Origin of the sequence: Massilia haematophila (assembly GCF_042647645.1) — a bacterium.
Classification (GTDB): Bacteria; Pseudomonadota; Gammaproteobacteria; order Burkholderiales; family Burkholderiaceae_D; genus Telluria; species Telluria haematophila.
Genome location: NZ_JBHRVV010000001.1, coordinates 5,577,441 through 5,599,411, shown reverse-complemented (window position 1 = coordinate 5,599,411; position 21,971 = coordinate 5,577,441). Strand labels below are relative to the sequence as shown.

22 protein-coding genes and 1 pseudogene are annotated in these 21,971 nt (G+C 64.5%); 9 read left to right on the top strand and 14 right to left on the bottom strand.

All coding sequences use genetic code 11. From position 1 onward, the window contains the following. The first annotated feature begins 841 nt into the window (after positions 1-841). From ACFOPH_RS24840 to ACFOPH_RS24825, 4 genes and pseudogenes are all read left to right on the top strand, one after another. Positions 842-1,093, top strand: a complete 252-nt coding sequence (locus ACFOPH_RS24840; protein ID WP_379737832.1) for a hypothetical protein — start codon at positions 842-844, stop codon at positions 1,091-1,093. A 9-nt stretch (positions 1,094-1,102) separates the two neighbouring features. After that, positions 1,103-1,348 carry a CoA transferase gene (locus ACFOPH_RS24835; RefSeq protein ID WP_379737830.1) on the top strand — a complete coding sequence of 82 codons (246 nt, stop codon included), beginning with the start codon at positions 1,103-1,105 and terminating at the stop codon, positions 1,346-1,348. Beyond that, positions 1,303-2,205 (top strand): annotated as a pseudogene (locus ACFOPH_RS24830) (CaiB/BaiF CoA transferase family protein); the annotation flags it as partial. The gene ACFOPH_RS24835 and the pseudogene ACFOPH_RS24830, both read left to right, overlap by 46 nt. Next, positions 2,202-2,342: a hypothetical protein gene (locus ACFOPH_RS24825; protein ID WP_379737828.1), complete on the top strand. Its 141-nt coding sequence runs from the start codon at positions 2,202-2,204 to the stop codon at positions 2,340-2,342. The pseudogene ACFOPH_RS24830 and the gene ACFOPH_RS24825, both read left to right, overlap by 4 nt. A gap of 170 nt (positions 2,343-2,512) precedes the next feature. On the opposite strand, the gene ACFOPH_RS24820 is transcribed toward ACFOPH_RS24825, so the two are convergent. From ACFOPH_RS24820 to ACFOPH_RS24770, 11 genes are all read right to left on the bottom strand, one after another. Then, positions 2,513-2,746 (bottom strand): hypothetical protein, encoded by a 234-nt coding sequence (locus ACFOPH_RS24820; RefSeq protein ID WP_379737826.1) that lies wholly within the window; start codon positions 2,744-2,746, stop codon positions 2,513-2,515. Between the two features lie 478 nt (positions 2,747-3,224). Next, positions 3,225-3,587, bottom strand: coding sequence for a hypothetical protein (locus ACFOPH_RS24815; protein ID WP_379737824.1), 363 nt, complete (start codon positions 3,585-3,587; stop codon positions 3,225-3,227). A 362-nt stretch (positions 3,588-3,949) separates the two neighbouring features. Then, positions 3,950-4,384, bottom strand: coding sequence for a hypothetical protein (locus tag ACFOPH_RS24810; RefSeq protein ID WP_379737822.1), 435 nt, complete (start codon positions 4,382-4,384; stop codon positions 3,950-3,952). A gap of 303 nt (positions 4,385-4,687) precedes the next feature. Further along, entirely contained in the window at positions 4,688-5,128 is a 441-nt protein-coding gene (locus ACFOPH_RS24805; protein ID WP_379737820.1) for a hypothetical protein, read from the bottom strand. Further along, entirely contained in the window at positions 5,125-5,430 is a 306-nt protein-coding gene (locus ACFOPH_RS24800) for a hypothetical protein (RefSeq protein WP_379737818.1), read from the bottom strand. The genes ACFOPH_RS24805 and ACFOPH_RS24800 overlap by 4 nt, the downstream gene beginning before the upstream one ends. 133 nt (positions 5,431-5,563) lie before the next feature. Beyond that, positions 5,564-8,209 carry a type VI secretion system Vgr family protein gene (locus ACFOPH_RS24795; protein ID WP_379732733.1) on the bottom strand — a complete coding sequence of 882 codons (2,646 nt, stop codon included), beginning with the start codon at positions 8,207-8,209 and terminating at the stop codon, positions 5,564-5,566. A 136-nt stretch (positions 8,210-8,345) separates the two neighbouring features. Beyond that, on the bottom strand, positions 8,346-9,560 hold the full coding sequence (locus tag ACFOPH_RS24790) for an MFS transporter (protein WP_379732731.1): 1,215 nt from the start codon (positions 9,558-9,560) through the stop codon (positions 8,346-8,348). Positions 9,561-9,729: 169 nt separating this feature from the next. Next, positions 9,730-10,608, bottom strand: a complete 879-nt coding sequence (locus ACFOPH_RS24785; RefSeq protein ID WP_312550248.1) for a hypothetical protein — start codon at positions 10,606-10,608, stop codon at positions 9,730-9,732. Positions 10,609-10,625: 17 nt separating this feature from the next. Next, positions 10,626-11,402, bottom strand: a complete 777-nt coding sequence (locus ACFOPH_RS24780; protein WP_312550249.1) for a hypothetical protein — start codon at positions 11,400-11,402, stop codon at positions 10,626-10,628. Beyond that, positions 11,399-11,914 (bottom strand): hypothetical protein, encoded by a 516-nt coding sequence (locus tag ACFOPH_RS24775; protein ID WP_312550250.1) that lies wholly within the window; start codon positions 11,912-11,914, stop codon positions 11,399-11,401. Before ACFOPH_RS24775 ends, ACFOPH_RS24780 begins: the two co-directional genes overlap by 4 nt. A gap of 65 nt (positions 11,915-11,979) precedes the next feature. Continuing rightward, complete coding sequence (locus tag ACFOPH_RS24770; protein ID WP_312550251.1) at positions 11,980-12,270, bottom strand: DnaJ domain-containing protein; 291 nt, start codon at positions 12,268-12,270, stop codon at positions 11,980-11,982. A 240-nt stretch (positions 12,271-12,510) separates the two neighbouring features. Between ACFOPH_RS24770 and ACFOPH_RS24765 the strand changes: the two genes are divergently transcribed. From ACFOPH_RS24765 to ACFOPH_RS24755, 3 genes are all read left to right on the top strand, one after another. Next, positions 12,511-14,268 carry a glutamine--tRNA ligase/YqeY domain fusion protein gene (locus ACFOPH_RS24765; protein WP_312550252.1) on the top strand — a complete coding sequence of 586 codons (1,758 nt, stop codon included), beginning with the start codon at positions 12,511-12,513 and terminating at the stop codon, positions 14,266-14,268. 172 nt (positions 14,269-14,440) lie between these two features. Beyond that, positions 14,441-16,291: a CHASE domain-containing protein gene (locus tag ACFOPH_RS24760; protein ID WP_312550253.1), complete on the top strand. Its 1,851-nt coding sequence runs from the start codon at positions 14,441-14,443 to the stop codon at positions 16,289-16,291. Between the two features lie 232 nt (positions 16,292-16,523). Further along, positions 16,524-17,381 carry a glycine-rich domain-containing protein-like gene (locus tag ACFOPH_RS24755; RefSeq protein WP_379732727.1) on the top strand — a complete coding sequence of 286 codons (858 nt, stop codon included), beginning with the start codon at positions 16,524-16,526 and terminating at the stop codon, positions 17,379-17,381. Between the two features lie 160 nt (positions 17,382-17,541). On the opposite strand, the gene ACFOPH_RS24750 is transcribed toward ACFOPH_RS24755, so the two are convergent. From ACFOPH_RS24750 to ACFOPH_RS24740, 3 genes are all read right to left on the bottom strand, one after another. Then, a complete protein-coding gene (locus ACFOPH_RS24750; protein WP_312554394.1) occupies positions 17,542-17,805 on the bottom strand; it encodes a hypothetical protein in 264 nt (87 codons plus the stop codon). A 382-nt stretch (positions 17,806-18,187) separates the two neighbouring features. Next, positions 18,188-18,391, bottom strand: coding sequence for a hypothetical protein (locus ACFOPH_RS24745; protein ID WP_312554391.1), 204 nt, complete (start codon positions 18,389-18,391; stop codon positions 18,188-18,190). Positions 18,392-18,410: 19 nt separating this feature from the next. Beyond that, positions 18,411-19,301 (bottom strand): NAD(P)H-binding protein, encoded by an 891-nt coding sequence (locus tag ACFOPH_RS24740; RefSeq protein ID WP_379732724.1) that lies wholly within the window; start codon positions 19,299-19,301, stop codon positions 18,411-18,413. 161 nt (positions 19,302-19,462) lie between these two features. Here ACFOPH_RS24740 and ACFOPH_RS24735 point away from each other — a divergent pair, with 161 nt between their 5' ends. Together ACFOPH_RS24735 and ACFOPH_RS24730 are read left to right on the top strand one after the other, a co-directional pair. Further along, on the top strand, positions 19,463-20,491 hold the full coding sequence (locus ACFOPH_RS24735; protein ID WP_312552239.1) for a CDP-6-deoxy-delta-3,4-glucoseen reductase: 1,029 nt from the start codon (positions 19,463-19,465) through the stop codon (positions 20,489-20,491). 158 nt (positions 20,492-20,649) lie between these two features. Beyond that, the gene (locus tag ACFOPH_RS24730; RefSeq protein ID WP_379732722.1) at positions 20,650-21,900 is read left to right on the top strand and encodes an MFS transporter; all 1,251 of its coding nucleotides are present in this window, start codon (positions 20,650-20,652) and stop codon (positions 21,898-21,900) included. Positions 21,901-21,971: the final 71 nt, after the last annotated feature.

The window sequence follows — 21,971 nt, the reverse complement described above, 5'->3', positions numbered from 1 at the left end:
CACCGCCAGCCCGACGTCTTTATGGCCTGATCTGCTGAGCACCTTCGGCATTCGCCGCCCTGTCGGCCGCGCCGAGTCGATGGCGCTCGGCGTCCTGATCGCCGGCTGCTGCTGGCCGAGACGCGAATTCAAGCACGAGGTCGAGTGATGATCGAGCCTTCAAGGACCTGCTCATGGGCCTGTTTCTTTTGATGTCTGGGGATGCAGATGACACGCGCAGGTCGTGAGCGCCGATGTGGATGCCGGCGCGGTGCTCGCCTGGTGGCGATCAAGGCGCTGGTGATCGCCGTGATCTTCCGATCGACCGCCTGCCCTGGCCCAAGGCCATCGAGGGCGGCCTGCTGCTGGGCCAGGCGGCGAGTTCGCCTTCATCGTGATCGGCTTCGCGCCGTCTCGGCCAAACTGCTCGGCCCGGCCTGGCCGCGCGCGCGCCATGCTGGCGGTCGGCCTGTCGATGTTCGTGCCGCTGCTGGCGCGCCTGGGCCGCGCCATCGGCGAACGCGCGCAGCGCAGCGAACAGGCGCAGGGGCCAGCGCCGACGAAGAGGCGCTCGGTTCCGCCCGCGGGCGCATCATCATCGCCGGCTTCGGACGCGTGGGACAGCAGCTGGCCCGGTGCTGCTGCCGCCAGCGCATCGACTACATCGCCTTCGAAAAGACGCCAAGCTGGTGTCGAAGCTGCACGCGCAAGGGTCCCGGTCTACTTTCGGCAATGCCGCGCGCTGCGAGCTGCTGCGGCGCGTGCACGCCGAGGAGGCGCCGGCCATCGTGCTGACGATGGACCACCCGGCCTCCGCCTGCAGGCGGTGCAGGGCATCCGGCGCGATTTCCCGCACGTTCCCTTGTTCGTACGCTCGCGCGACGAAAAGCACGCGCGCATCCTGAAGCAGGCCGGCGCCACCGTGGTCGTGCCCGAGACGCTCGAGGCCAGCCTGCAATTGTCGGCCTTCGTGCTCGAAGCGATGGGCCTGGACGAGCGCGTCGTCGACGGCATCGTCGACCGCGAACGCGACTGTTCGTGGCCCAGCTGCTGGGCAAGGCGGACAGGTGACCCGCCGCGCCCGGCTATAATCGGCGCTCGACGAACTTGGTAAATAAACACCATGACTGATTCCGGAACCCCGAAGGCACTCGGCCATATCCGCGTGCTCGACCTCTCGCGCGTGCTGGCCGGCCCCTGGTGCTCGCAGAACCTGGCCGACCTCGGCGCCGACGTGATCAAGATCGAGCGTCCGGCAGCGGCGACGACACCCGCGCCTGGGGCCCGCCGTACGCCAAGGATGCCGCAGGGAACGACACCAGCGAGGCCGCCTACTACCTGTCCGCCAACCGCGGCAAGCGCTCGGTGACGGTCGATATCGCCAGCACGGAAGGCCAGGCGCTGGTGCGCGAACTGGCGCGCCATTCGGACGTGGTGCTGGAAAACTTCAAGGTCGGGCACCTGAAGCGCTACGGCCTGGACTACGCATCGCTGAAGGCGGTCAAGCCGGACCTGGTCTATTGCTCGATCACGGCTTGAGGACGGGCCGTATGCGCATGCGCCGAGCGGCTACGACTTCCTGATCCAGGGCATGGGCGGCCTGATGTCGGTGACGGGCGAACGCGACGAACTGCCGGCGGCGGCCCGCAAAAGGCGGGTGTCGCCCTGACCGACCTGATGACCGGCATGTACGCGACCATCGCGGTGCTGGCCGCACTGACCCACCGCGACCGTACCGGCGAGGGCCAGTACATCGACATGGCCCTGCTCGACACCCAGGTCGCGATGCTGGCCAACGTCGGCAGCAACTACCTGAACAGCGGCAAGCCGCCCAAGCGCTGGGGCAACGCCCACGCCAACATCGTGCCCTACCAGACCTTCGCCTGCAGCGACGGCCACATCATCGTCGCCTCCGGGAACGACGGCCAGTACCAGAAGTTCGTCGAGGCCGGCGGCCGCCGAACTGGCGCGCGACCCGCGCTTCGCCACCAACCCGCTGCGCGTGCAGAACCGCGACGTGCTGGTACCGCTGCTGGCCGAGATGGTGGCGACGCGCCGGGCGACGAATGGATCGCGATGCTGGAAGAAGTGGCGTGCCCTGCGGGCCGATCAACGACGTCGGCGAAGTCTTCGCCAACGAGCAGGTGCGTGCGAGGGAGATGGCGGTGGAGCTGCCGCACCAGCCCGCAAGGCGCCGGCAAGGTGACGTGGTGCGCAGCCCGATGAAAGATGTCGGCCACGCCGGCGACGAGCGCGAAAGCGCCGCCGCTGCTGGGCGAGCACACCGACGACTGGTGCTGCGCGATGTGCTGGGCAAGAACGGCGACGAGATCGCGGCGCTGCGCGGCAAGGGCGTGGTGTAGGCGCCCTGCCTCGGCCCGCCCCTGCCGCGCGGGCCCGGCCCGGTTAAAACGGGCTTAGTACAGGGCCTGGTGCAGGGCTTAGTGCAGCTTGTGCTTGAAGTCGGACAGCTCGGCGTGCACGCGGGTGACCATCGCCTCGAGGTGCGCCGGCATCTGCGGCATCGAACGGCTCATGCGCTTGGCCTCGTCGCCCATGTCTTCCAGGCTGTCGACGCACTGGACGATCCGCGCTCGTCGTTCGACTGCATCACATCCTGCGCCTGTTTCAGCTCGCGCGAAATACGCTGAATACAGTCGCGCATTTCCGGCGGTGTATCCTGCGACGCCATGCAGGCCTGCTCGGCTTCGCCGAGGGTCTGCTGCAGGTGGCTGTAGCGTTGCTGGATTTCGTTTGCTTGCAGCATGATGACCTCCTTTGGAAAGAGAGCGGTTGTGATTTTAGCGCTGACCGAGAATCCATGCGATATGCGAACACAGTAGCTGGGGAGTAACTGCAGGGCCACTTCCTGCTAGGCATTCGCGGAGGCGCTATACCACCTGCGCGCTCCCAACTGCAGGGTACTGCCCTTACCGTTTCAATGGCCGCGATACTCCTGCAGGAAACACGTGATCGGGTGGGAGATCGGGGGTCGGCCCATCAAACTTGGCGCCAAGGGTTTGTGTACAGAATGTCTCCGCTGCTGCCCACTCATCCAATGTGCTAGGACGATACAACACACGCTCATCAGGGTAGTTTGTATCGCAGTGCATCCAACGCGTGATAGCGAATCGAGCGCTCTCGTTGGTTGGGCACGTATGTTTTCATTTGCGAGCGCAAATAACCGCACGCGGTGATCAAGGATCGACGTGTTCCGATGAGCCCTAATGTGGCCAAAGCGGCTGCTACCTGTTTGCCATCCTTGGCTGAACCGACATCATAGAACCGATTGGCCGGCGCTGGCGGGGCGTTTCGTTCTGCCTCAAATGTGGCCTGCATGAACTGATCTTCGAGATCGGTATCACCCAACGCTGCCGGACAATATTAATTACCTTGAGTGCTTCTTCCTGTCCGCGCCATTTGTCCAGTTCTGCCAACGCTTCAATGTAGGGGCGAGCCGCCGCGACTTTCGCTTTGGCAACAAGATAGAGATAATCACCTTTGCCTGCCTGTAGCGATCTCAAATAAATATTACCAAAAGCAGCCAAGTCGGAAGGCTGGCATCGTTCACGCAGGACTGTTGCCCGCAGCATCGGAAGCGGCATCATCCTTAGCAAATCCCTCGACCCAATAGGGCTTTGATAATCGCGTGATCGCGAATAATCCGAAACTTGTCTGGCTGTGGAGAGTCAAGCTCCAAGCCGATTTTTTCCAATAGTTTGACAATATTCTCGCGCACGTGAGACGTACGGCAGCGAGTTCCTTGATCAATACGTATAGATTCGCCCTGTCGATATTTGATTTCTAACGATGCCTTCAATGGCGCTGCTTCTGTCGAACTCCTTACCATCCTTAAACTCAGAAATGTACTGTTGAGCTCTTTTATACATCTCGTCCTCCCTCACGTACGCGCCCGCGCAGGGCGGATAACCCAAGACAACCACTAACAAGCACACAAACCCACTATTCCTTACTTTACTGGAGGGCGACCAGGCAATGGACGGGGGACGGTTTCCCATTGATTCTCCTTTTCACCGGGGCTATATTGACTATCTCGCGGACAATAGCGCAAGCGCGCATTAGTAATACTTTGATCGAAATGCATCAAATCGGTTGGGTCGATGACGTCCTGCAATTCCAAACCACTGTGTCCGACCTCATGCAAAACTGTCCACTTTATAATAAGATCTGGCGCAGCGCCTTCGGCAATAATGATTGGATCAGTCGACCATCCCGCTGCCGGAAACTCCAAAGGTTCGCCAACTGCATGATCGAATTTCAGCGGCGCAGCCAAGTGAGCAATGTTTCCACTGCTGCGAACGACATCTACAATTTCTTTATTGAATCCATTGCCGAGTGGCATTTCTGATTTAAAAACATTATTCCCGCGAACAAAGATAGTCACATCGCCTTTTTTCGCTCTGCACGACTAAGATAATAGAATGAGCGCATATTCCGGACAATGACTACTCGGTGCTCAGGGCTTTTTGTCTTTACAGCTTGGTTGATCAAATTGAAGGCCGCACCACCTCCGGCATTGATATCGAAACTCAATGCACCGCTGCCATCTTGATCAAAAGCGACATCAGTGACGCCCCCCCCTTCTCGCTGAAGTTCATTAATTCACATTTCACCACTGCTTCCTTCAACTTTTCGTTTGCTTTTTTTTGATGGGCGGCATAGTCAGCGCTTGGGTACCTTAAAGCTGTTAATGTAGATTGAGAGTCAGCCACTTTTGCCACGAGTACTGAAGCACGTTCTCGGCATAGACATGGAGATTAATTTGCGCAAATACAGTGGCAGCGGGGCATTTAGCGATTACCTTCAATATTGTTGACTTACTTTGCCATGAGTGTGCTTTGATTCGCAATGCAAACTCGGCATTTGGTGGCCCGGCGTCCGTTGCACAGGTAGTCGGATCATCACATATGAAGTTAAAGTCGTTACCGAGTGCGCCTCCTTCGATTTTTACTTTAATAAACGTCTCGCTAGCACTTCGTACAGAAACATGATGATCAATTTGAATTGCTGGACGATCAAAGTCATCATATCCGTAACTTTGTTGTGGATCTGGACCAAATAGTACTCTCGCGACAGTAAGGGCGACCGTCTTTTTGTGTATGGTGCCGTCGGGGGCAGTGCGAGTCACGACAATTTCTTCCTGCCCCGACGATCACTAGGTATATTTAGCGCCTCAATGACCAAAATGTTTCCTTGCTTATTGATAAGCCTGATTTTGTTGCTTTCAGTAGCCCATGTATATTCCCCAACCGCATCACCCGGCAAATCTGCGGCAGACATGCTGACACGCCCGCCAACGACGACGATCAGACACTTGGCGTCCAAAATAAAGTCTTTTGAAGGCTTTCCTGGCAAAATCACAACTTGGCGCACTTTGTTGTCTACGGGAGACGTTTTCGAACTTCCTAACCTCTTTGTTTGTTCAGACATTGCGCTCACCCCATGTGGCATATATCTCCAACTCTTCCATTTCCACCCCACTAACTAAATGGGTTTGCCCTAACTCGTCAGTAATCCCCTCTTCGAAAGTACCGTCAGCACGTTTTATTCGATAAGGCATTCCTCAGACAGGCCGTCCATCTGGGTCATTGATAACAAAAGCTTCGTCAAACAGCTTGAGACGCGAATCGGGTAGTTTTGGCGATGTCGCGGCGTGCGAAGCGCCACCATCAAACAAATGCTTCCCACCTTTAACGGTAAACTTCCCCGGACAAGCAAACGTAATATCGCCCCCCCCCTCCAGCGTGATCGCCGACTGCCCCGCCTGCAGCACGATCTTATGCTTGGCCTTGATCTCGATGCAGTCATTCACCGAGATCACGGTGATCTCCTTGTCCCCCAAAATCTCCAGCTGATCGGTATGCGCCTGCAATGACACCGGCCCGTTCCCGGCAATCGCCTGGATGCCGCCCGAATGCGTAAACAAGTTGAAAGCATTCCCGGCTACCGACGACACCGTATGTGCCGCAGCCAGGTGCAGGTCCGACTGCGTGGTCCAGTGCAGCTGCTGCCCCGCGTACACCACGGTCGATGCCGGCGTGGCCCAGTTGATGCTGGCGGCTGCGTCCATCAGCACGATCGAAGAACCGAATTTCTCGACCGGCTGGCCGCCATCGAGTTCGCGCGATCCCGATTTGGCTTTCAGTGCGCTGTGTCCACCGACTGCGCCCTCGTACTTGCCTTTCGCCTCCGGGTCGATCTGCTCGATGAAATCCGCCTGCGCCTTGGCCGCGTCCTTGCTGAACAGGGCCTGCTGCTGCGCCGCCGCGTCTCCGAGCGTCGTCGCCAGCGACTGCGCGCTCTTGAACAGCGAGACCGCTTCCGCCGCATCCATCTGGGTCGAGGTGACGCCGGAGCCCTCGCGCGCACGGGCGCTGGTCGAGAGCAGCACGCCCTCGCCGCCGCGGATCACGGCCCAGGCATCGGTGCGCAGCTCGAAGCCGCTGCCGCGCCAGGCGCCGCGCTGCGCCGAGCCGGGGGATTGGTGGATCAGGTAGCCGAGGTTCAGCTGGGTCGCCGCGCAACTGGTGGCAAGGCGCGTACGGACCTGGCCGGTCGCGTCGTCGAGCTGCCACTGGTTGTAGCCGCCGCCGTCGAAACCGTGGCAGTGGATTCCCGACAGCACGCCCGCGTGGTTGGCGTTCGAGCCGACGCCGGCGGCGAAAGGCGGCTGGTCGACGCCGTTGTAGAGCTGGGCGACGATCACCGGGCGGTCGATGTCGCCTTCGATGAAATCGACCAGCACTTCGGTGCCGATCCTGGGCGTGAACACCGTGCCCCAGTTCGGTCCGGCCAGGGCTTCGGCCACGCGCACCCAGGTGCCTGAGGCGGCGTTGCCGGGCGCGCAGCCTTTTTCGTCGGTGTCGTGCGCCAGGCCGCCGCGATTGGCGCCCTGGCCGCGCTGCCATGCGAACTGGACTTTTACTTGATGATCGCGCGTCGTCGTCGCGACCGCCTCCGCCAGCCCGACCACGAGCGCGCATTGCGGGCCGGGCGCGGTCGGCCTGTCGCGTAGCGCGGTCGCGCCGGGGACGATCGGTACCGCCGCGCGCACGCAGGCGAAGCTGTTGCGGTAAGGGCCGTTCTCGACGGCGCCTGGGGCCGGGCCGTCGATCCCGGTCCGGAAGTTGTTGCGGGCTTCGTGGCGCACCGACAGGACGGTGAACATGTTGTCGCCTTCCGGATAGCGCGCATGCCGGGTCAGCGCGAATGCGTGTCCCGCCGCCAGGCGCCGCACCGCGCCCGCGCCCTCGAACAGCTTGTTCTCCAGCTCGAGCGCCTCGAGCATCAGTTCCGCGTGCGCGTCGGCCGCGGCGCGGCTGGGGGCATGGCGTTCGCCGCTGCCGTCGTAGAGCGCCAGTTCCGGCAGCGCGCCGGCGTCGAGGATCGATTGGTGCTCGGCAGCCGGCGCGACCAGTTGGGCCGGGTCCCAGCTGCCGATGGCGACCACGTTCGCGCGTACCCTGCGACAAGCGCCGAAGGCGTCGATCGCGTCGTCCTGCTCGGTCGCGCGCACGCCGTGGAAGCGGATGCTGTCGCCGCCTGGCGTCGCCGGCGCGCGGGCGCGGCTGTCGAAAACCAGCAGGCGATGCCGCGCGTGGCCGTCGCCATCGCCCTGCCCCTGGTCCTGCTTCTGGTCATGCTCGAAACGCCAACTCAGCCCTTCGGACGCCAGCAGGCGCCGCAGAAAAACCAGATCGCTCTCGCGGTACTGCGTGCACACCGGGCGCGGCGCAAGCTCCTGGGTAATGTCGAAATCGAAGCGCACCTGCGGGTAGTCGGCCAGCAGTTCCACGACCATGTCGCGCACGTTCTTGTCCTGGAAGAGGTAGCTGTCGCGGCGCAGGCCGAGCAGCGCCAGCGCGGGTTCCAGCCGCAGGCGGTAGCGCGCCAGGCCGCCGTCCGCGCCCAGCCAGGCCGCCTGGGTGCACATGCCGTGCCAGGCGCGGCGGCTGCCGTCCGGTTGCAGCAGGCGGATCGTCAGCTCTTCGCCGAGGAACAGGGACAGGTCGAGGTCGGTCGAGGTGCCGAGCGCGTCGACCTCGAAGCGGAACAGGTCGTTGACCGCCTCGTGTCCGGTGAAGCTTTCGGCGGCAAGCGTTTCGGGCAGCGCGCTGTCCTGGGCGGTACTGAGGGTGATCAGGTGCGCATGCTGGCTGAGGCCAGTGCCGAACAGGCCGAGCGCGCCAGGTTCGGAAGGGAAATTCATGGGAGCGACACCATCGGCAAGACTCCTTCGCAATCGTGACTGGACTGTCCAATCGACGATCTTACCGGAGGCAAACAGTACGATGATGCCGCTAGGCATGATCCAGATCATGCCCTGATGAAATCCCTGGTCTGGCTTACGGCGTGGCGGAAGTACCGGGTTCGAGCGGCGCCAGGCCGCGCAGGCGCAAGGCGATCAGCATTGCCAGGACCAGGACCGCGCCCAGCAGGCCGACCACGCCGAGCCAGCCGAAATGCTCCCACATGTAGCCCGAGAACCAGCCGACCACGCTCGAGCCGAGGTAGTAGAAGAACAGGTAGAGGGCGGACGCCAGCGCCTGCGGAGGACGGGCGCGCCGGCCGACCCAGCTGCTGGCGACCGAATGCGAGGCGAAGAAGCCGAAGGTGTACAGGCCGACGCCGGCGACGATGGCGAGCAGGTTGCCTGCCAGCGTGAGCAGCAGCCCGGCCAGCATCACCGACATCACCAGCCACAAGACATTGCGCCGCCCCAGCCGGTCGGCCAGGCGGCCCGCCCAGACCGAGCTGAAGATGCCGAGCAGGTAGAGCACCGAGAGCGCGCCGACCGCGCTCTGGCGCAGGTGGAATTCCGGTCCCAGCAGCCGGTAGCCGATGTAGTTGTACAGGCTGACGAACGAGCCCATCAGCAGGAAGGCCAGCATGAACAGGAAAGGCAGGCCGGGGTCGCGCAGGTGGCGGCGGGCGCCGTCGATCAATCCCGCCAGGCCGCCCTGCCCCGGCCGGAAGCGGCGCGAGGCCGGCAGGCTGCGCCGGAATTCCCAGGCCGCATACAGGCCGGCCGCGCCCAGGACGCCCAGCGCGGCGCGCCAGGAATAGAAGTCGCTGATGACCGAGGCCAGCACGCGCCCGAACATGCCGCCGAAGGCGCTGCCGCTGATGTACATGCCCATCGCCAGGCCGAGCGAGCTGCCTTCGATTTCCTCGCTGAGGTAGGCCATCGCCACGGCGGGCATCCCGCCCAGCATGAAGCCCATCAGGGCGCGCAGCGCCAGCAGCTGGACGTAGTCATGGGTGAAGGCGGCCAGCAGGGTGAGCAGGCCGCCGCTGAACATCGAGGCGGCCATCAGGGGCTTGCGTCCGAAGCGGTCGGACAGGATGCTCGAGACCAGCAGGGCCAGGGCCAGCGGGCCGGTGGAGATCGACAGCGCCAGGCTGCTTTGCGCAGGCGTGAGGGCGAAGTCGCGCGCCAGCAGCGGCATCAGGGGCTGGACGCTGTAGAGCAGTGCGAAAGTGGAGAACCCACCGAAGGCCATGGCGCGGTTGACGCGTTTGAAGTCAGTGCTGCCGGCGGCGATGGCGGGTGAAGACATGGGCGAATCCTGATGCTGGATCGCTCATCATACGCAAGATCGGATGCCGATGCACCGCCGCGTCGATGTATGCAATCGTCGAACGCGTGGGCGGCGCATGCGTTCGCGATGTGCCGGGTCCAGGGCGGAGCCGCCCACCCTAGGGCCACGCCGCGGGCAGGCGTCAGGTTTACGGGTATTCCGCGTCCAGCTCCGAGCCGGCGTAGTTTTCCAGCTCGGCCACCAGCTGCTTCATCGGCGCTTTCGTGCCGAGGCTCTTCAACACGGTGCAGCTCTCGCGGTAGGTGCCAATGCGCTCGGCGATGATCGCGCGGTGCGGCGCCGGGACCTTTTCCAGCAGCTGGGCCCAGCCGGCCTCGAAGTCGGGATTGTTCTTGCGTACCGACTTCACGAAGCGTTCGAACTCCTTCTGGCCGGTGCGCGCGACGATGCGTCCGCCGCCTTCGACCGCGAAGATGATCGCCAGCGCGATCACGCCCTCGGCGTTCAGGTCCGGGTCGCTGACCGGGCCCTCGTAGTGGTTGCGGCGCAGCCACTGGGCGGCATGGACGATGGCCTGCACCTGCTGGCGCTGGCGCAGCTGGCCGAGGTAGCGCTCGTAGCCGGACCAGCTTTCGCCCGGGTCGGCGGTGCACAGGTCGACGAACAGCTCCTTCAGGCGGCGCTGCGCATACACCGGGTCCAGGTCGTACTCGCCGACCAGGCTGTCCTCGGGCAGCGCGGCCAGTTCGCGCACCAGGCGGAAGCCCGACTGGAACACGTACTCGGCGCCGTCCTCGATCAGGATGTCGAGCGCGACCTCGTCCTTTTCCTCGCCCTCTTCCGACATGATGCTTTCCAGGCCCAGCGAGACGCCGCCGACGGTCAGCAGCAGCGCGCGTCCGATGCCTTCGGCGGTGCGGTCGTTGGTGAACTTCCCGGCCACCATGGCGGTGATCCCCGAGAGCTCGTCGGCCAGGATCGCCGCTTCCTCGGGGTCCTCGGCAGCGAGCAGCTTGATCGCGCGCACCAGCCGGGGCGGCTTTTCGATGACGATTGCAGGCAGCATTGCTTGGCGATCCCCGCTCACGAGAAGATGTCCGTGCCCATGCTCTTGCGCGTGCTGCGACGCGGCATGGTACGGGTCGACGGCACCTGCTTGCGCAGGCGGTACAGCAGCTCGCGCGTGCTGCGCTGCTGGAATTCCGGGTCCTCGTCCGGATCGTCCGGGAACTCGGCGTCGGCCATCTCGGCGCTGTGGCGGAATTCCGGGAACAGTTCGATCAGCGAGCGTTCCCAGCCGTCCTCGCTGGCCTTGGCCAGGTCGACCGCCAGCGGCACGATGTCGCTGTCGGACGAAGTCTGGCCGGTCACGTAGCGGCCCTTCAGGTTGATTTCGCCGGCCACTTCCATGATTTCCTTCGGCGCGAGCGACCACAGGATCGCGAACACGGTGGCGCCGTGGTCGGTGGCGGAGGCCTCAAGCAGCAACTCGTGGCGGCGGTCCTCGTCGTCGCTGGCGTAGACGACGCCGTGCACGTGGTTGAACAGGCCCTCGGCGATGCGCTCGGGGTCGTCCTCGATCATGTCGTCCGGCCAGGTGGCGGCCATGTAGGCCAGGCTTTCGGCCCAGGCCTTGGGCGGCACCAGCAGCGTCGCGAGCGAGGTCTTGGCGCCGTCGAAGCCGGCCAGGTGCAGCGCGGTCACCTGCGGCGGCAGGGTCGACAGCACCTCGGCCACGGCGTAGTCGCCGTGTTCGTCGGCCGCCTGCGAGAACGCCTCTTCAGCGTGCTGCAGCGAGCCGGCCAGCACCAGTTCGCTGACCTGCTTGGTCAGCGCCGGCAGATTGGCTTTGTCGTTCATTCACGTTCTCCCTGGTCGAAGATCTGGGTGAAGTCGTCCGTCGCGGCGCTGTCGTCCATGCCGTCGTTGTCGTCGTCGTCGCCGTCGTCGCCCTCGGCCAACTGGTCGAGCGACTGGTCGTCGTCGGCCCAGCGGCCCTGGTGCTTGTAGAGGAAGGCGGTGATGATCGCCTGGCGCGCCAGTTCCGGATGGTTCTCGGTCATGGCGGCGTACATGGCGGCGCCGTCCTCGCCCTCGCACTCGGCCATCGCGAACACGCGCGCCGGGTCGTCGCCCTCATAGTCCGCCGCTTCGCGCAGCAGGCCTTTCGGGTCCTTGAAGCGAATCTTGTCAACGAGCGCGAAGGCCATCAGGTTGACGTCGTCGATGCCGGAACCGCCGGCGTATTCCGACACCAGCGCGTCGACCATCATGTCGTAGTTCTTGCGGTTGGGCGGGTCGCCCAGGGTGCCGTCGATCTGGCCTTCCAGTTCGCGCGACTGGTAGGCGAATTCGGGATGTACTCTTTTCATCTTGTTTGTCCTGTATGCGGGGTTCAGTGGCGTTCGTTCAGGGCGTCCTGCCCCGGCGGCCGTGCTTACGCCTGCAGCGTCACGCCGTTCAGCGCGAACAGCGAGCGCCACAGCTCGAAGGCCTCGGCCTCGGGGTCGAGCACGATGCGGTGGTTCACGCTCTGGTTGTATTCCTCGCGCTTGGCGGGGTCCGACAGGATCTCGTAAGCCTTGGTGACGGCCTTGAAGCGCGCCTCCGCGCCCGGCGCCTGGTTGCGGTCGGGGTGGTAGCGCATGGCCAGCGAGCGGTAGACCTTCTTGATCTCGTCGTCGCTGGCGTTCGGCGCGACGCCGAGGATCGCGTATAAATTTTCCAATTTGGAACTCTCCGGCTATAGCCGAAAAACGGCAAAACGAGATTATCCTATAGAAAACGCCAACTTGACAGCGTGGCCATGGGCGCGCCAGACAGCACGCAGCCTTGCAAGCGGCGACATTGGCCTCAAGTATCTGCCTGGGCGCCGGCGCGAACCGTGCGCTCCACCACATAGGCGGACCGCGGCGCCCTTGTCTACGGTAAAATGCCCGGAACTTTAGCTATCCAGACACCTTCTTTCATGAGCATTGATAAGAACAACGCGGCGGCGGCGAACGCGCCTTCGTCGAACTTTGTGCGCGCCATCGTCGAGAACGACCTGGCGGCAGGCACCCACAAGCGCGACGGCATGCCGCAAGTCATCACGCGCTTCCCACCGGAGCCGAACGGCTACCTGCACGTCGGCCACGCGAAATCGATCTGCCTGAACTTCGGCCTGGCGCGCGACTACAACGGCCGCTGCCACCTGCGCTTCGACGACACCAATCCGGAGAAGGAAGACCAGGAATACGTCGACACCATCATGGACAGCGTCAAGTGGCTGGGCTTCACCTGGGAGCAAGGCGGCGAGGAATTCCTGCACTACGCCTCCGACTACTTCGACAAGCTGTACGAGATGGCCGAGTACCTGATCCAGAAGGGCTATGCCTATGTCGACAGCCAGAGCGCCGAGGACATGTCCAGGAACCGCGGCAACTTCGGTACGCCGGGCACCAATTCGCCCTACCGCAACCGCCCGGTCGAGGAATCGCTGCAACTGTTCCGCGACATGAAGGCCGGCAAGTACAAGGACGGCGAACACATCCTGCGCGCGAAGATGAGCGAGGACGCGATGTCCTCGCCGATCATGACCAACCGCGACCCGGCCCTGTACCGCATCCGCCACGCGCATCACCACCGCACGGGCGACGACTGGTGCATCTACCCGATGTACGACTACACGCACCCGATCTCGGACGCGATCGAGAACATCACCCACTCGCTGTGCACCCTGGAATTCCAGGACCACCGCCCGTTCTACGACTGGCTGGTCGAGACCCTGGCCGAAGGCGGCTTCTTCCAGCGCCCGGTGCCGCGCCAGTACGAATTCGCGCGCCTGAACCTGACCTATGTCGTCACCTCCAAGCGCAAGCTGCGTTCGCTGGTGGACGACGGCATCGTCACCGGCTGGGACGACCCGCGCATGCCGACCATCGTCGGCCTGCGCCGCCGCGGCTACACGCCGGAATCGATCCAGCTGTTCTGCGAGCGCATCGGCGTCTCGAAGGCCGACGGCTGGATCGACATGAGCACGCTCGAAGGCGCGCTGCGCGACGACCTCGACCCGAAGGCGCCACGCGCGATCGCCGTGCTGCGTCCTTTGAAACTGATCGTCGAAAACTTCCCGGAAGGCGAATCGGTCGCGTGCACCTCGCCCGTCCACCCGCACCACCCGGAAATGGGGCAGCGCAGCTTCCCGTTCACGCGCGAGCTGTGGATCGAGCAGGAAGACTTCATGGAAACCCCGACCAAGGGCTACCACCGCTTCACCCCGCCAGTCGGCGAGCAGCCGGGCGCCCGCGTGCGCCTGAAGTACGGCTTCGTGGTCGAGTGCACCGGCTACGACAAGGACGAGAACGGTAACGTGACCGCCGTGCGCGTGAAATACTTCGAGGATTCGAAGTCGGGCACGCCGGGCGCGGACAACTACAAGGTCAAGGGCAACATCACCTGGGTCAGCGCCGCCGCCGCCCTGGAAGCGGAAGTGCGCCTCTACGACCGCCTGTTCCTCGACCCGCAGCCGGATGCCGGCGGCAAGGACTTCAAGGCCGCGCTGAACCCGAACGCGCTGGAAACCGTCACCGCCTACCTCGAGCCGGGCATGGCCGCGGCCGTGGCCGACCAGCGCTTCCAGTTCGAGCGCCACGGCTATTTCGTGGCCGACCGCGTCGATTCGCAACCGGGCAAGCCGGTCTTCAACCGCGTCACCACGCTGAAGGACAGCTGGGGCGGCAAGTAAAGCCGGTTCCGCTCCGGAACAAGAACCACAGCACAATCCCGCCCCGGCCCCGCCGCGGCGGGATTTTTCATGTGGCCACCGAACCGCACGCAACCTGTCAGAACTGATAGGTAACAGGCGTGTCCGTCTGCGCGATTCTGATCGAAATCAAAAATGAAGTAATGAATAACGATTGGGAGCAGAAAAGATGGGGATCGTGGTCGAGTTTGCGCAGAAAATCGCATCGATCAAGCTCGGCTCCTGGCTGGGTGCCCTGCTGTCGCTCGGCGTCGGAACCGGCCTGCACATCAGTACCAGCAGCGCGATCGAGAATGACGCCCACGAACGCTTCCTGCACATGGCGCGCGGTGTCCAGTCGATCCTGGACAGCCGCATCAAGAGCTATGCGGACCTGCTGCGCGGCACCGCCAGCCTGTTTCTCGCGGGCGACGAGGTCACCAGCGAGGAATTCCGCCATTACGTCGCCGGCCTCGACCTGGAAAACCATTTCCCCGGCGTCGAGACGATCAATTTTGCGCGCACCTTCAGCGACGCCGAGCGTCCCGCCGTCGAAGCGCAGCTGCGGCGCGAGCTCGGCGCGAAAGGCATGGATTTCCGCATCCGGCCCGCTGGCCGCCGTCCCGAATACACGGTACTGACCTACATCGAGCCGAGCACGGCGCGCGCCGACCGGGTCGGCATCGACCTGCAGGCGCGGCCCGCGGTCGCCCTGGCGCTGGCGCACTCGCGCGACACCGGCGACGCCTCGACCTCGGGCACGCGGGTGGCGATCAAGCCCCACACCAGCGGACTGGGCATGCGCATGCCGGTCTACCGTCCGGCCATGCCGCTGAACGACGTCGGCCAGCGCCGCGCGGCCTACATCGGCTCGGTCGGCATCGGCTTTAGCGTCTCGCGCCTGGCGCAAGGCGTGCTGGACAACATGCCGAAGCATTCGACCCGGCTGGTCATTTCCGGCTTGAGTCCGGTCGAAGAGCTCGGCGGGCCGCCCGGCGTCTACCAGCGCACCGTGTTCTTCGACAACCAGCCCCAGGCGCGCGAACACGAGCCGGACATGTTCCGCGCCCTGCTGCCGGTGGGTGTGAGCGGACGCGGCTGGGATATCGATTTCCGCGTCGCCAAGCACAGCATGTATTCGGAAATCGACAGCTACCTGCCCTGGGTGGCGATGCTGGCGGGAGCGACCGGTACCGCCCTGCTGTATGCGCTATTCCAGACCCTGAGTTCTTCGCGCCGCCGCGCCATCGGACTGGCCGAGGAAATGACGGAGGAATTGCGCGCCAGCGAAGCGAAGCTGCAGAAGACCAACGACAACCTGCGGCGCCTGGCGGCGCATGCCGAAACCATCAAGGAAAACGAGCGCAAGCGCATCGCGCGCGAGATCCATGACGACCTCGGCCAGAACCTGCTGGCCCTGCGCATCGAGGCCGACTTGCTGGCCTCGCGCACCAGCCGCCGTCACCCGCGCCTGCATGCGCGGGCACGCTGGACGCTCGAGCAGATCGACGCCACCATCAAGAGCGTGCGCCAGATCATCAACGATTTGCGCCCTCACGTACTGGACCTGGGCTTGACCGCCGCGGTCGACTGGCAGATCGCCGAGTTCCAGCGCCGTACCGGGATCGCCTGCGAACTGGTGTCCGACGGCCGCGAATTACATGTGAGCGACCGCTGCGCTACCACCCTGTTCCGCATCCTGCAGGAGTCGTTGACGAACGTTTCGCGCCACGCGCGCGCCACTGCCGTGCGGGTCGAGCTCGCGCTCGACGCGGAGTCGATCTCGATGACGGTCAGCGACAACGGTATCGGACTGGCCAGGAGCGGCAGCCAGAAGCCTGGCTCCTTCGGCCTGGTCGGTATCGAGGAGCGCGTGCGCATCCTCGGCGGCAAATGCCTGATCACCAGCCGGCCGAACGCCGGCACGACAGTCCACGTATCGATCCCGACTGCCGACAACCTGATCTCCGTGTCCCAGCCAGCGCCCACGTCCCCCAGGCCCGCCCAGGTCTTCGAAAGCCTGTAGCGAATTTTGCGACACGCAATTGCTTGACATCACTCAACTTGCGAATAATCAACAATTTCCGCAAGTTTGGGGTAGAGAATGGTCATCAATGTGGTGCGTCAAACCGGGCATTTTTCACTACAGACTGTACTCGACGAGAAGGAGGGCCAAACCATCAGTCAGCACGACTTCGTCATCCTAGGGAACACCAAATCACAATAACGACGCAGTATCCAAAACAAAAGGATGAAACATGAACGCGAATAACGATTTCGAAGCGATCGCCGCCCTGGATTTGAACCCGATTAAAGTCAAGCTGATGCACAAGGAGTCCGGAGAAGGCTGGTCGCTCGAACGGGCGAACGCGACGGAAACCGAATACCGCCGCTTCCTGTACCTGATGAAAGCCTTCCCGAACGAAGAAACGGCGCCGCTGGTGGACGTCGACACTTTCTGGCACTACCACATCCTCGACACCATGAAGTACGCCAGCGACTGCGAACAGGCCTTCGGCTACTTCCTGCATCACTATCCCTACATCGGCCTGCGCGGCGAGGACGACATCGCGGTGCAGGAACAGGCCGGCCAACGCATGCGCGAACTGTACGAGTCGACCTTCGGCGAGCCCTACCTGAAGCAGGCCGACGCCGCCTGGTGCGGCCGCGCGCCCCAGGACGTGGCGAGCGCCGCCGCCCAGGCCGCGTGGTGCGGCCGCGCTCCGGTCACCGCTGCCGAAGGCGCGGGCCAGCCCGCCTGGTGCGGACGCTCGCCCGTCACCGCCATCGCGGCAGCGGTCCGGACCGCATGGTGTGGACGCGCGCCGGAAGCGGCGCAGGAAACCGCGTGGTGCGGTCGCGCACCGGCCGCAGCCGGCGCGAAGAAGACGGCATGGTGCGGCCGTGCTCCGGCCAATACCACCGCCGAAGTACAGACCGCCTGGTGCGGCCGGGCACCGGCCAATACCGCCGTCGAGGCCCAGACCGCCTGGTGTGGCCGGGCGCCTGCGCATACCGCCGCCGAAGTCCAGAGCGCCTGGTGCGGCCGTGCTCCGGCCAATACCGCTGCCGAGGTGCAGACCGCCTGGTGCGGCCGGGCGCCCCTGGCTGCCTGAGCCAGGTCGCGCGGGCCCTGCCGAGGCGGGGCTAGGCAGGGATAGCCGCCGGCGCCGTCTGCCAGGACGGCGCAACGGCGACAGACATGCATGGACATGAAGCATCGGGCATGGCGCACGACCTGCCCTTCATCGAGCCGGCCCCGAGCCGGCTCTTTTTTCAGGCAGCCGACATCTCCGCACCCGGTGCGACCATCAGCGCACGCAGTTCGCGAATGCTGAAATCGCTGATTTCGTGCATGCGCAGCAGGATGGTGGCGCCGATCGGCAGGGTGTTGTGGCGGATCTTGCTGATCACCGGCGGTGCGACTTCCAGCGCGCGCGACAGGGCGGCGTCGTTCTTCAGTTGCAGTTTGGCGATGATGGCGTCGAGGACGCGATTTGGGTCGTAGGCTGAGCCTTCCGGCAGTCTTCTGATAGGCATTTCCGAATTCTTTCTAATTATCACACTCCGTGCGTAATTTCTTACATCTACATTTTGAACGTAAGAAATTGCTTCTGCAGAGCAAAACAGCACCGTTTGTACGGTGATTTTTCAAGCTTGTAATGATAATGGGAAAGTTAGATTTTATTCAAGCAACTGTAGGATTTCCCCTACAGACAGAAGGGAAAATGTGGAAGTTTTCCGACAGACATGGCGTGCGCAGGCCCAGCCTGGCCGCTGATGCGTAGGCACGGCACGGCTGCAACACGAACCGGGTCGATGGAAAGACGGACGCCATGGCGGCGCCGGCCCGGCGCGCGGACGGGCGGAAAAGATGAAATGGAGGCGATGGGGCGGACGCCGGACGGCGCCCGTGGCGGGCTTACTTCTTGCGGCTGGCCTTGAACAGGGCGCGCGCGTCGTCGTGGGCGCGCTCGAGGGTGCGCATCGATTTCTGGTCGTCGTGGGCAATGAAATAGCCCCGCTCCTGGGCATCGACGACGATCTTGATCGCGGCCTCGTCGTCGAGATCGTATTTTTCGACGATCAGGGTCGTCACTTCATCCAGGTATTCTTCGTAGGTCATATCGGTTTCCTTCATGTCGCTATTTTACCAGCCGCCACTGCGCCAGCGCAGCGGCGACGTCCGGGTAGCGCAGGCGCACACCCAGTTCGCCCAGGCGCCCGTTGTCCAGGCGGCGCGACTCCGACATGAAGGACAGCAGCACCGGCGACACCTGTTCGCGCAGGGCGTCGCGCGCCAGGCGCGGCGGGCGCGGCAAGTCGAAGGCGTCGGCCACCGCGTCGAAATAATCGCCCATCCGCATGCGCGTGTCGTCGACCGCGTGGTAGACCCGGTTCGGCAGGCCGCGAAACAGCGCCAGCGCGACAATGCGCGCCAGGTCGTCGGCCTGGATGTGGTTGGTGTAGACGTCGTCCTCAGGCCGCAATGCAGGCGTGCCCTCGCGCAGGCGCTGCAGCGGCAGGCGGTCGAGCGCGTAGATGCCCGGCACGCGCAGGATGGAGAGCTGCCCGCCGGTGCGGCGCGCCCAGGCGCGCAAGGTGCGCTCGGCATCCACCCGGCGCCGGGCGCGGTCGTTCTTCGGCGCCACGCTGCGGGTCTCGTGCACCAGGGCGCCGCCGCAGTCGCCGTACACGCCGGTCGTGCTGACGTAGACCAGGCGCGTGCCCGCCGACAACACCGCGGCCAGGTTGCGCGTGCGCCGGTCGTGAGCGCCGCTGGGCTGGGGCGGCGCCAGGTGGACGACCTGGCGGGCCAGGCCGCGCAGGCGCGCCAGCGTGGCCGGCTGGTCGAGGTCGGCAACGACCGGCACCGCGCCCAGCGCGCGCAGCGCTGCGCAGCGTTCGGGGTCGCGCGTCACGGCGAAGACGCGAAAGCGCCCGGAGAGCAGCGGCAGCAGGCGCATGCCGACGTCGCCGCAGCCGACCAGCAGCAGGCGTGGCCGTTTCAAGGATTTGGTATTCACGGCAGGCATTGTATGCGAGCCGCGCCGAACTGACGGCATGCGCGGAGCGGCCGCGGCCTCGGGCGCCCCTCCTGCACGCGCCGTGTAAAATAGCCCACTTCCATTGCAGCGGAATACACATTCCGCTGACTAGCCATCTTTCGCGTTTATTTATCTCCAAGAATCCAAACATGACGTTCCAGATCACTGTCCAGCCCAGCGGCCACCAATTCGCGTGCGAGTCCGACGAAACCGTGCTCGCGGCCGCGATCCGCGCCGGCGTCGGCCTGCCCTACGGCTGCAAGAATGGCGCCTGCGGCTCGTGCAAGGGCAAGGTCGTCGACGGCCTCGTCTCCCACAAGCCGCACCAGCAGCGCGCCCTGAGCGAGCAGGAAAAGCTGCAGGGCTTCTCGCTGTTCTGCTGCGCGGTGCCGGAAGGCGACGTGGTGATCGAGGCGCGCGAGGTCGGCGGCAGCAGCGACTACCCGGTGCGCAAGATGCCGACCCGGGTCCAGAGCATCACCCGCGCCGCGCCGGACGTGGCGATCGTCACCCTGCAATTGCCGGCCAACGAGGCCCTGGCCTACCGCGCCGGCCAGTACGTCGAATTCCTGCTGAAGGACGGCAAGCGCCGCGCCTACAGCATCGCCAGCGCGCCTTCGCTGGAGCGTCCGCTCGAGCTGCACATCCGCCACCTGCCGGGCGGCCTGTTCACCGACCACGTGTTCGGCGCCATGAAGGAGCGCGACATCCTGCGCTTCGAAGGCCCGCTCGGCACCTTCTTCCTGCGTGAAGAATCCGACAAGCCGATCGTGCTGCTGGCCTCGGGCACCGGCTTCGCGCCGGTCAAGGCCCTGGTCGAGCACCTGATGCACCTGAAATCAACTCGTCCGGTACGCCTGTACTGGGGCGGCCGCCGTCCCCAGGACCTGTACATGGACGAGCTGTGCCAGGCCTGGACCACGACCCTGCCCGATTTCCAGTACATCCCGGTCATTTCGGACGCGCTGCCTGAGGACAACTGGACTGGACGCACCGGCTACGTGCACGCCGCCGTCATGCAGGACATCCCGGACCTGTCCGGTTACCAGGTGTATGCCTGCGGCGCGCCGGTGATGGTCGATGCCGCGCGCAGCGAGTACGTGGCGCAGTGCGGCCTGCCGGCGGACGAGTTCTTTGCCGATTCGTTCACGACCGAGGCCGACCTGGCGCAGGGATAAGCCGCGTAGGGTGGGGTCATTGATGCCGGGGGCATCAATGACGTGCCCACGCGTGACGTCCGCGTCATGTTGGCCCCCGCCCACCCGACGCATCATCGGCACCACCGTCCTGATTCAGGCACAATTGGCAACTTCTTGCCAGTAATGTGCTCCCTCCCATGTCCCTGTTGTCCCCAAGCGGCGGCCTCGGCGTCCTGCGCAACCGCAACCTCTCGTTTTACCTGTCCGCCCGTTTCCTCGGCACGCTGGCCGTCCAGATGCAAAGCGTCGCCGTCGGCTGGCAGGTCTACCAGATCACCGGCAGCCTGTTCGACCTCGGCCTGATCGGCCTGGCCCAGTTCGCGCCCTTCCTGGTGCTGATCCTGTGGGCCGGCCACGTGGCCGACCGCCATGACCGGCGCCGCATCATCGTGCTGTGCATGCTGGTGCAGCTGCTGGTCAGCGGCCTGCTGCTGGCCTTTACCTGGAGCGGCAGCAGCGTGGTGTGGCCGGTGTTCGCGGTGCTGGTGCTGTTCGGCAGTGCGCGCGCCTTCATGATGCCGGCCTCGCAGGCGGTGCTGCGCAACCTGGTGCCGGACCAGGATTTCGGCCAGGCCGTCGCCCTCTCCTCCTCGACCTTCCACGTGGCCGTGATCGCCGGTCCGGTGCTGGGCGGCCTGCTGTACGTGTTCGGCCCGACTTTCGTGTACACCGTGTCGGCGCTGCTGCTGGCGGTGTCGGTGACCCTGATGGCCTCGGCGAAGAGCGCGCCCCAGGCGAAGAGCACGCAGCCGGCCAGCTGGCATACCCTGCTCGAGGGCCTGCGCTTCGTCCGCTCGCGCCCGATCGTGCTGGGCGCGATCTCGCTCGACCTGTTCGCGGTGCTGTTCGGCGGCGCCACCGCCCTGCTGCCCGCCTATGCCCACGACGTGCTGCACGCCGGCCCGACGGCGCTCGGCTGGCTGCGCACCGCGCCCGGCGCCGGCGCTGCGCTCTGTTCCATTGCCCTGGCCTTCTTCCCGATCCGGCGCCGCGTCGGCGCCTGGATGTTCGGCGGCGTCGCGCTGTTCGGCCTGGCGGTCCTGACGCTCGGATCGACCAGCCACTTCCCGGTGGCGCTGGGCGCCCTGTTCGTCCTCGGCGCCGGCGACATGGTCAGCGTCTACGTGCGCCACCTGCTGGTGCAGTACGAGACGCCGGACGAGATCCGCGGCCGCGTCAGCGCCGTGAACGCGGTCTTCATCGGCGCGTCCAATGAACTGGGCGAATTCGAGTCGGGCATCACCGCCGGCTGGTTCGGCCTGGTGCGCGCGATCCTGCTCGGCGGCGCGGCGACGCTCGCGGTCACTGGCCTCTGGGCCGTGCTGTTCCCGGTGCTGTCGAAGATGGACCGCTTCCCTCATCACGAGAAGGAAGCGCGGGAGGCGTAAGAAGCGTGAGAAAAGCGCGCGCAAGACCTGAGCGACGCCAGCCGGGCGCGCCGAAAATGGCAAAAAGAGTA

Bases quoted from the DNA above. Each gene is read 5' to 3' on its own strand.
- ACFOPH_RS24835 (WP_379737830.1), top strand. From the start codon at position 1,103: ATGACTGATTCCGGAACCCCGAAGGCACTCGGCCATATCCGCGTGCTC.
- ACFOPH_RS24825 (WP_379737828.1), top strand. From the start codon at position 2,202: ATGAAAGATGTCGGCCACGCCGGCGACGAGCGCGAAAGCGCCGCCGCT.
- ACFOPH_RS24820 (WP_379737826.1), bottom strand. From the start codon at position 2,746: ATGCTGCAAGCAAACGAAATCCAGCAACGCTACAGCCACCTGCAGCAG.
- ACFOPH_RS24815 (WP_379737824.1), bottom strand. From the start codon at position 3,587: ATGATGCCGCTTCCGATGCTGCGGGCAACAGTCCTGCGTGAACGATGC.
- ACFOPH_RS24800 (WP_379737818.1), bottom strand. From the start codon at position 5,430: ATGTCTGAACAAACAAAGAGGTTAGGAAGTTCGAAAACGTCTCCCGTA.
- ACFOPH_RS24795 (WP_379732733.1), bottom strand. From the start codon at position 8,209: ATGAATTTCCCTTCCGAACCTGGCGCGCTCGGCCTGTTCGGCACTGGC.
- ACFOPH_RS24790 (WP_379732731.1), bottom strand. From the start codon at position 9,560: ATGTCTTCACCCGCCATCGCCGCCGGCAGCACTGACTTCAAACGCGTC.
- ACFOPH_RS24785 (WP_312550248.1), bottom strand. From the start codon at position 10,608: ATGCTGCCTGCAATCGTCATCGAAAAGCCGCCCCGGCTGGTGCGCGCG.
- ACFOPH_RS24780 (WP_312550249.1), bottom strand. From the start codon at position 11,402: ATGAACGACAAAGCCAATCTGCCGGCGCTGACCAAGCAGGTCAGCGAA.
- ACFOPH_RS24775 (WP_312550250.1), bottom strand. From the start codon at position 11,914: ATGAAAAGAGTACATCCCGAATTCGCCTACCAGTCGCGCGAACTGGAA.
- ACFOPH_RS24765 (WP_312550252.1), top strand. From the start codon at position 12,511: ATGAGCATTGATAAGAACAACGCGGCGGCGGCGAACGCGCCTTCGTCG.
- ACFOPH_RS24755 (WP_379732727.1), top strand. From the start codon at position 16,524: ATGAACGCGAATAACGATTTCGAAGCGATCGCCGCCCTGGATTTGAAC.
- ACFOPH_RS24750 (WP_312554394.1), bottom strand. From the start codon at position 17,805: ATGCCTATCAGAAGACTGCCGGAAGGCTCAGCCTACGACCCAAATCGC.
- ACFOPH_RS24745 (WP_312554391.1), bottom strand. From the start codon at position 18,391: ATGACCTACGAAGAATACCTGGATGAAGTGACGACCCTGATCGTCGAA.
- ACFOPH_RS24740 (WP_379732724.1), bottom strand. From the start codon at position 19,301: ATGCCTGCCGTGAATACCAAATCCTTGAAACGGCCACGCCTGCTGCTG.
- ACFOPH_RS24735 (WP_312552239.1), top strand. From the start codon at position 19,463: ATGACGTTCCAGATCACTGTCCAGCCCAGCGGCCACCAATTCGCGTGC.
- ACFOPH_RS24730 (WP_379732722.1), top strand. From the start codon at position 20,650: ATGTCCCTGTTGTCCCCAAGCGGCGGCCTCGGCGTCCTGCGCAACCGC.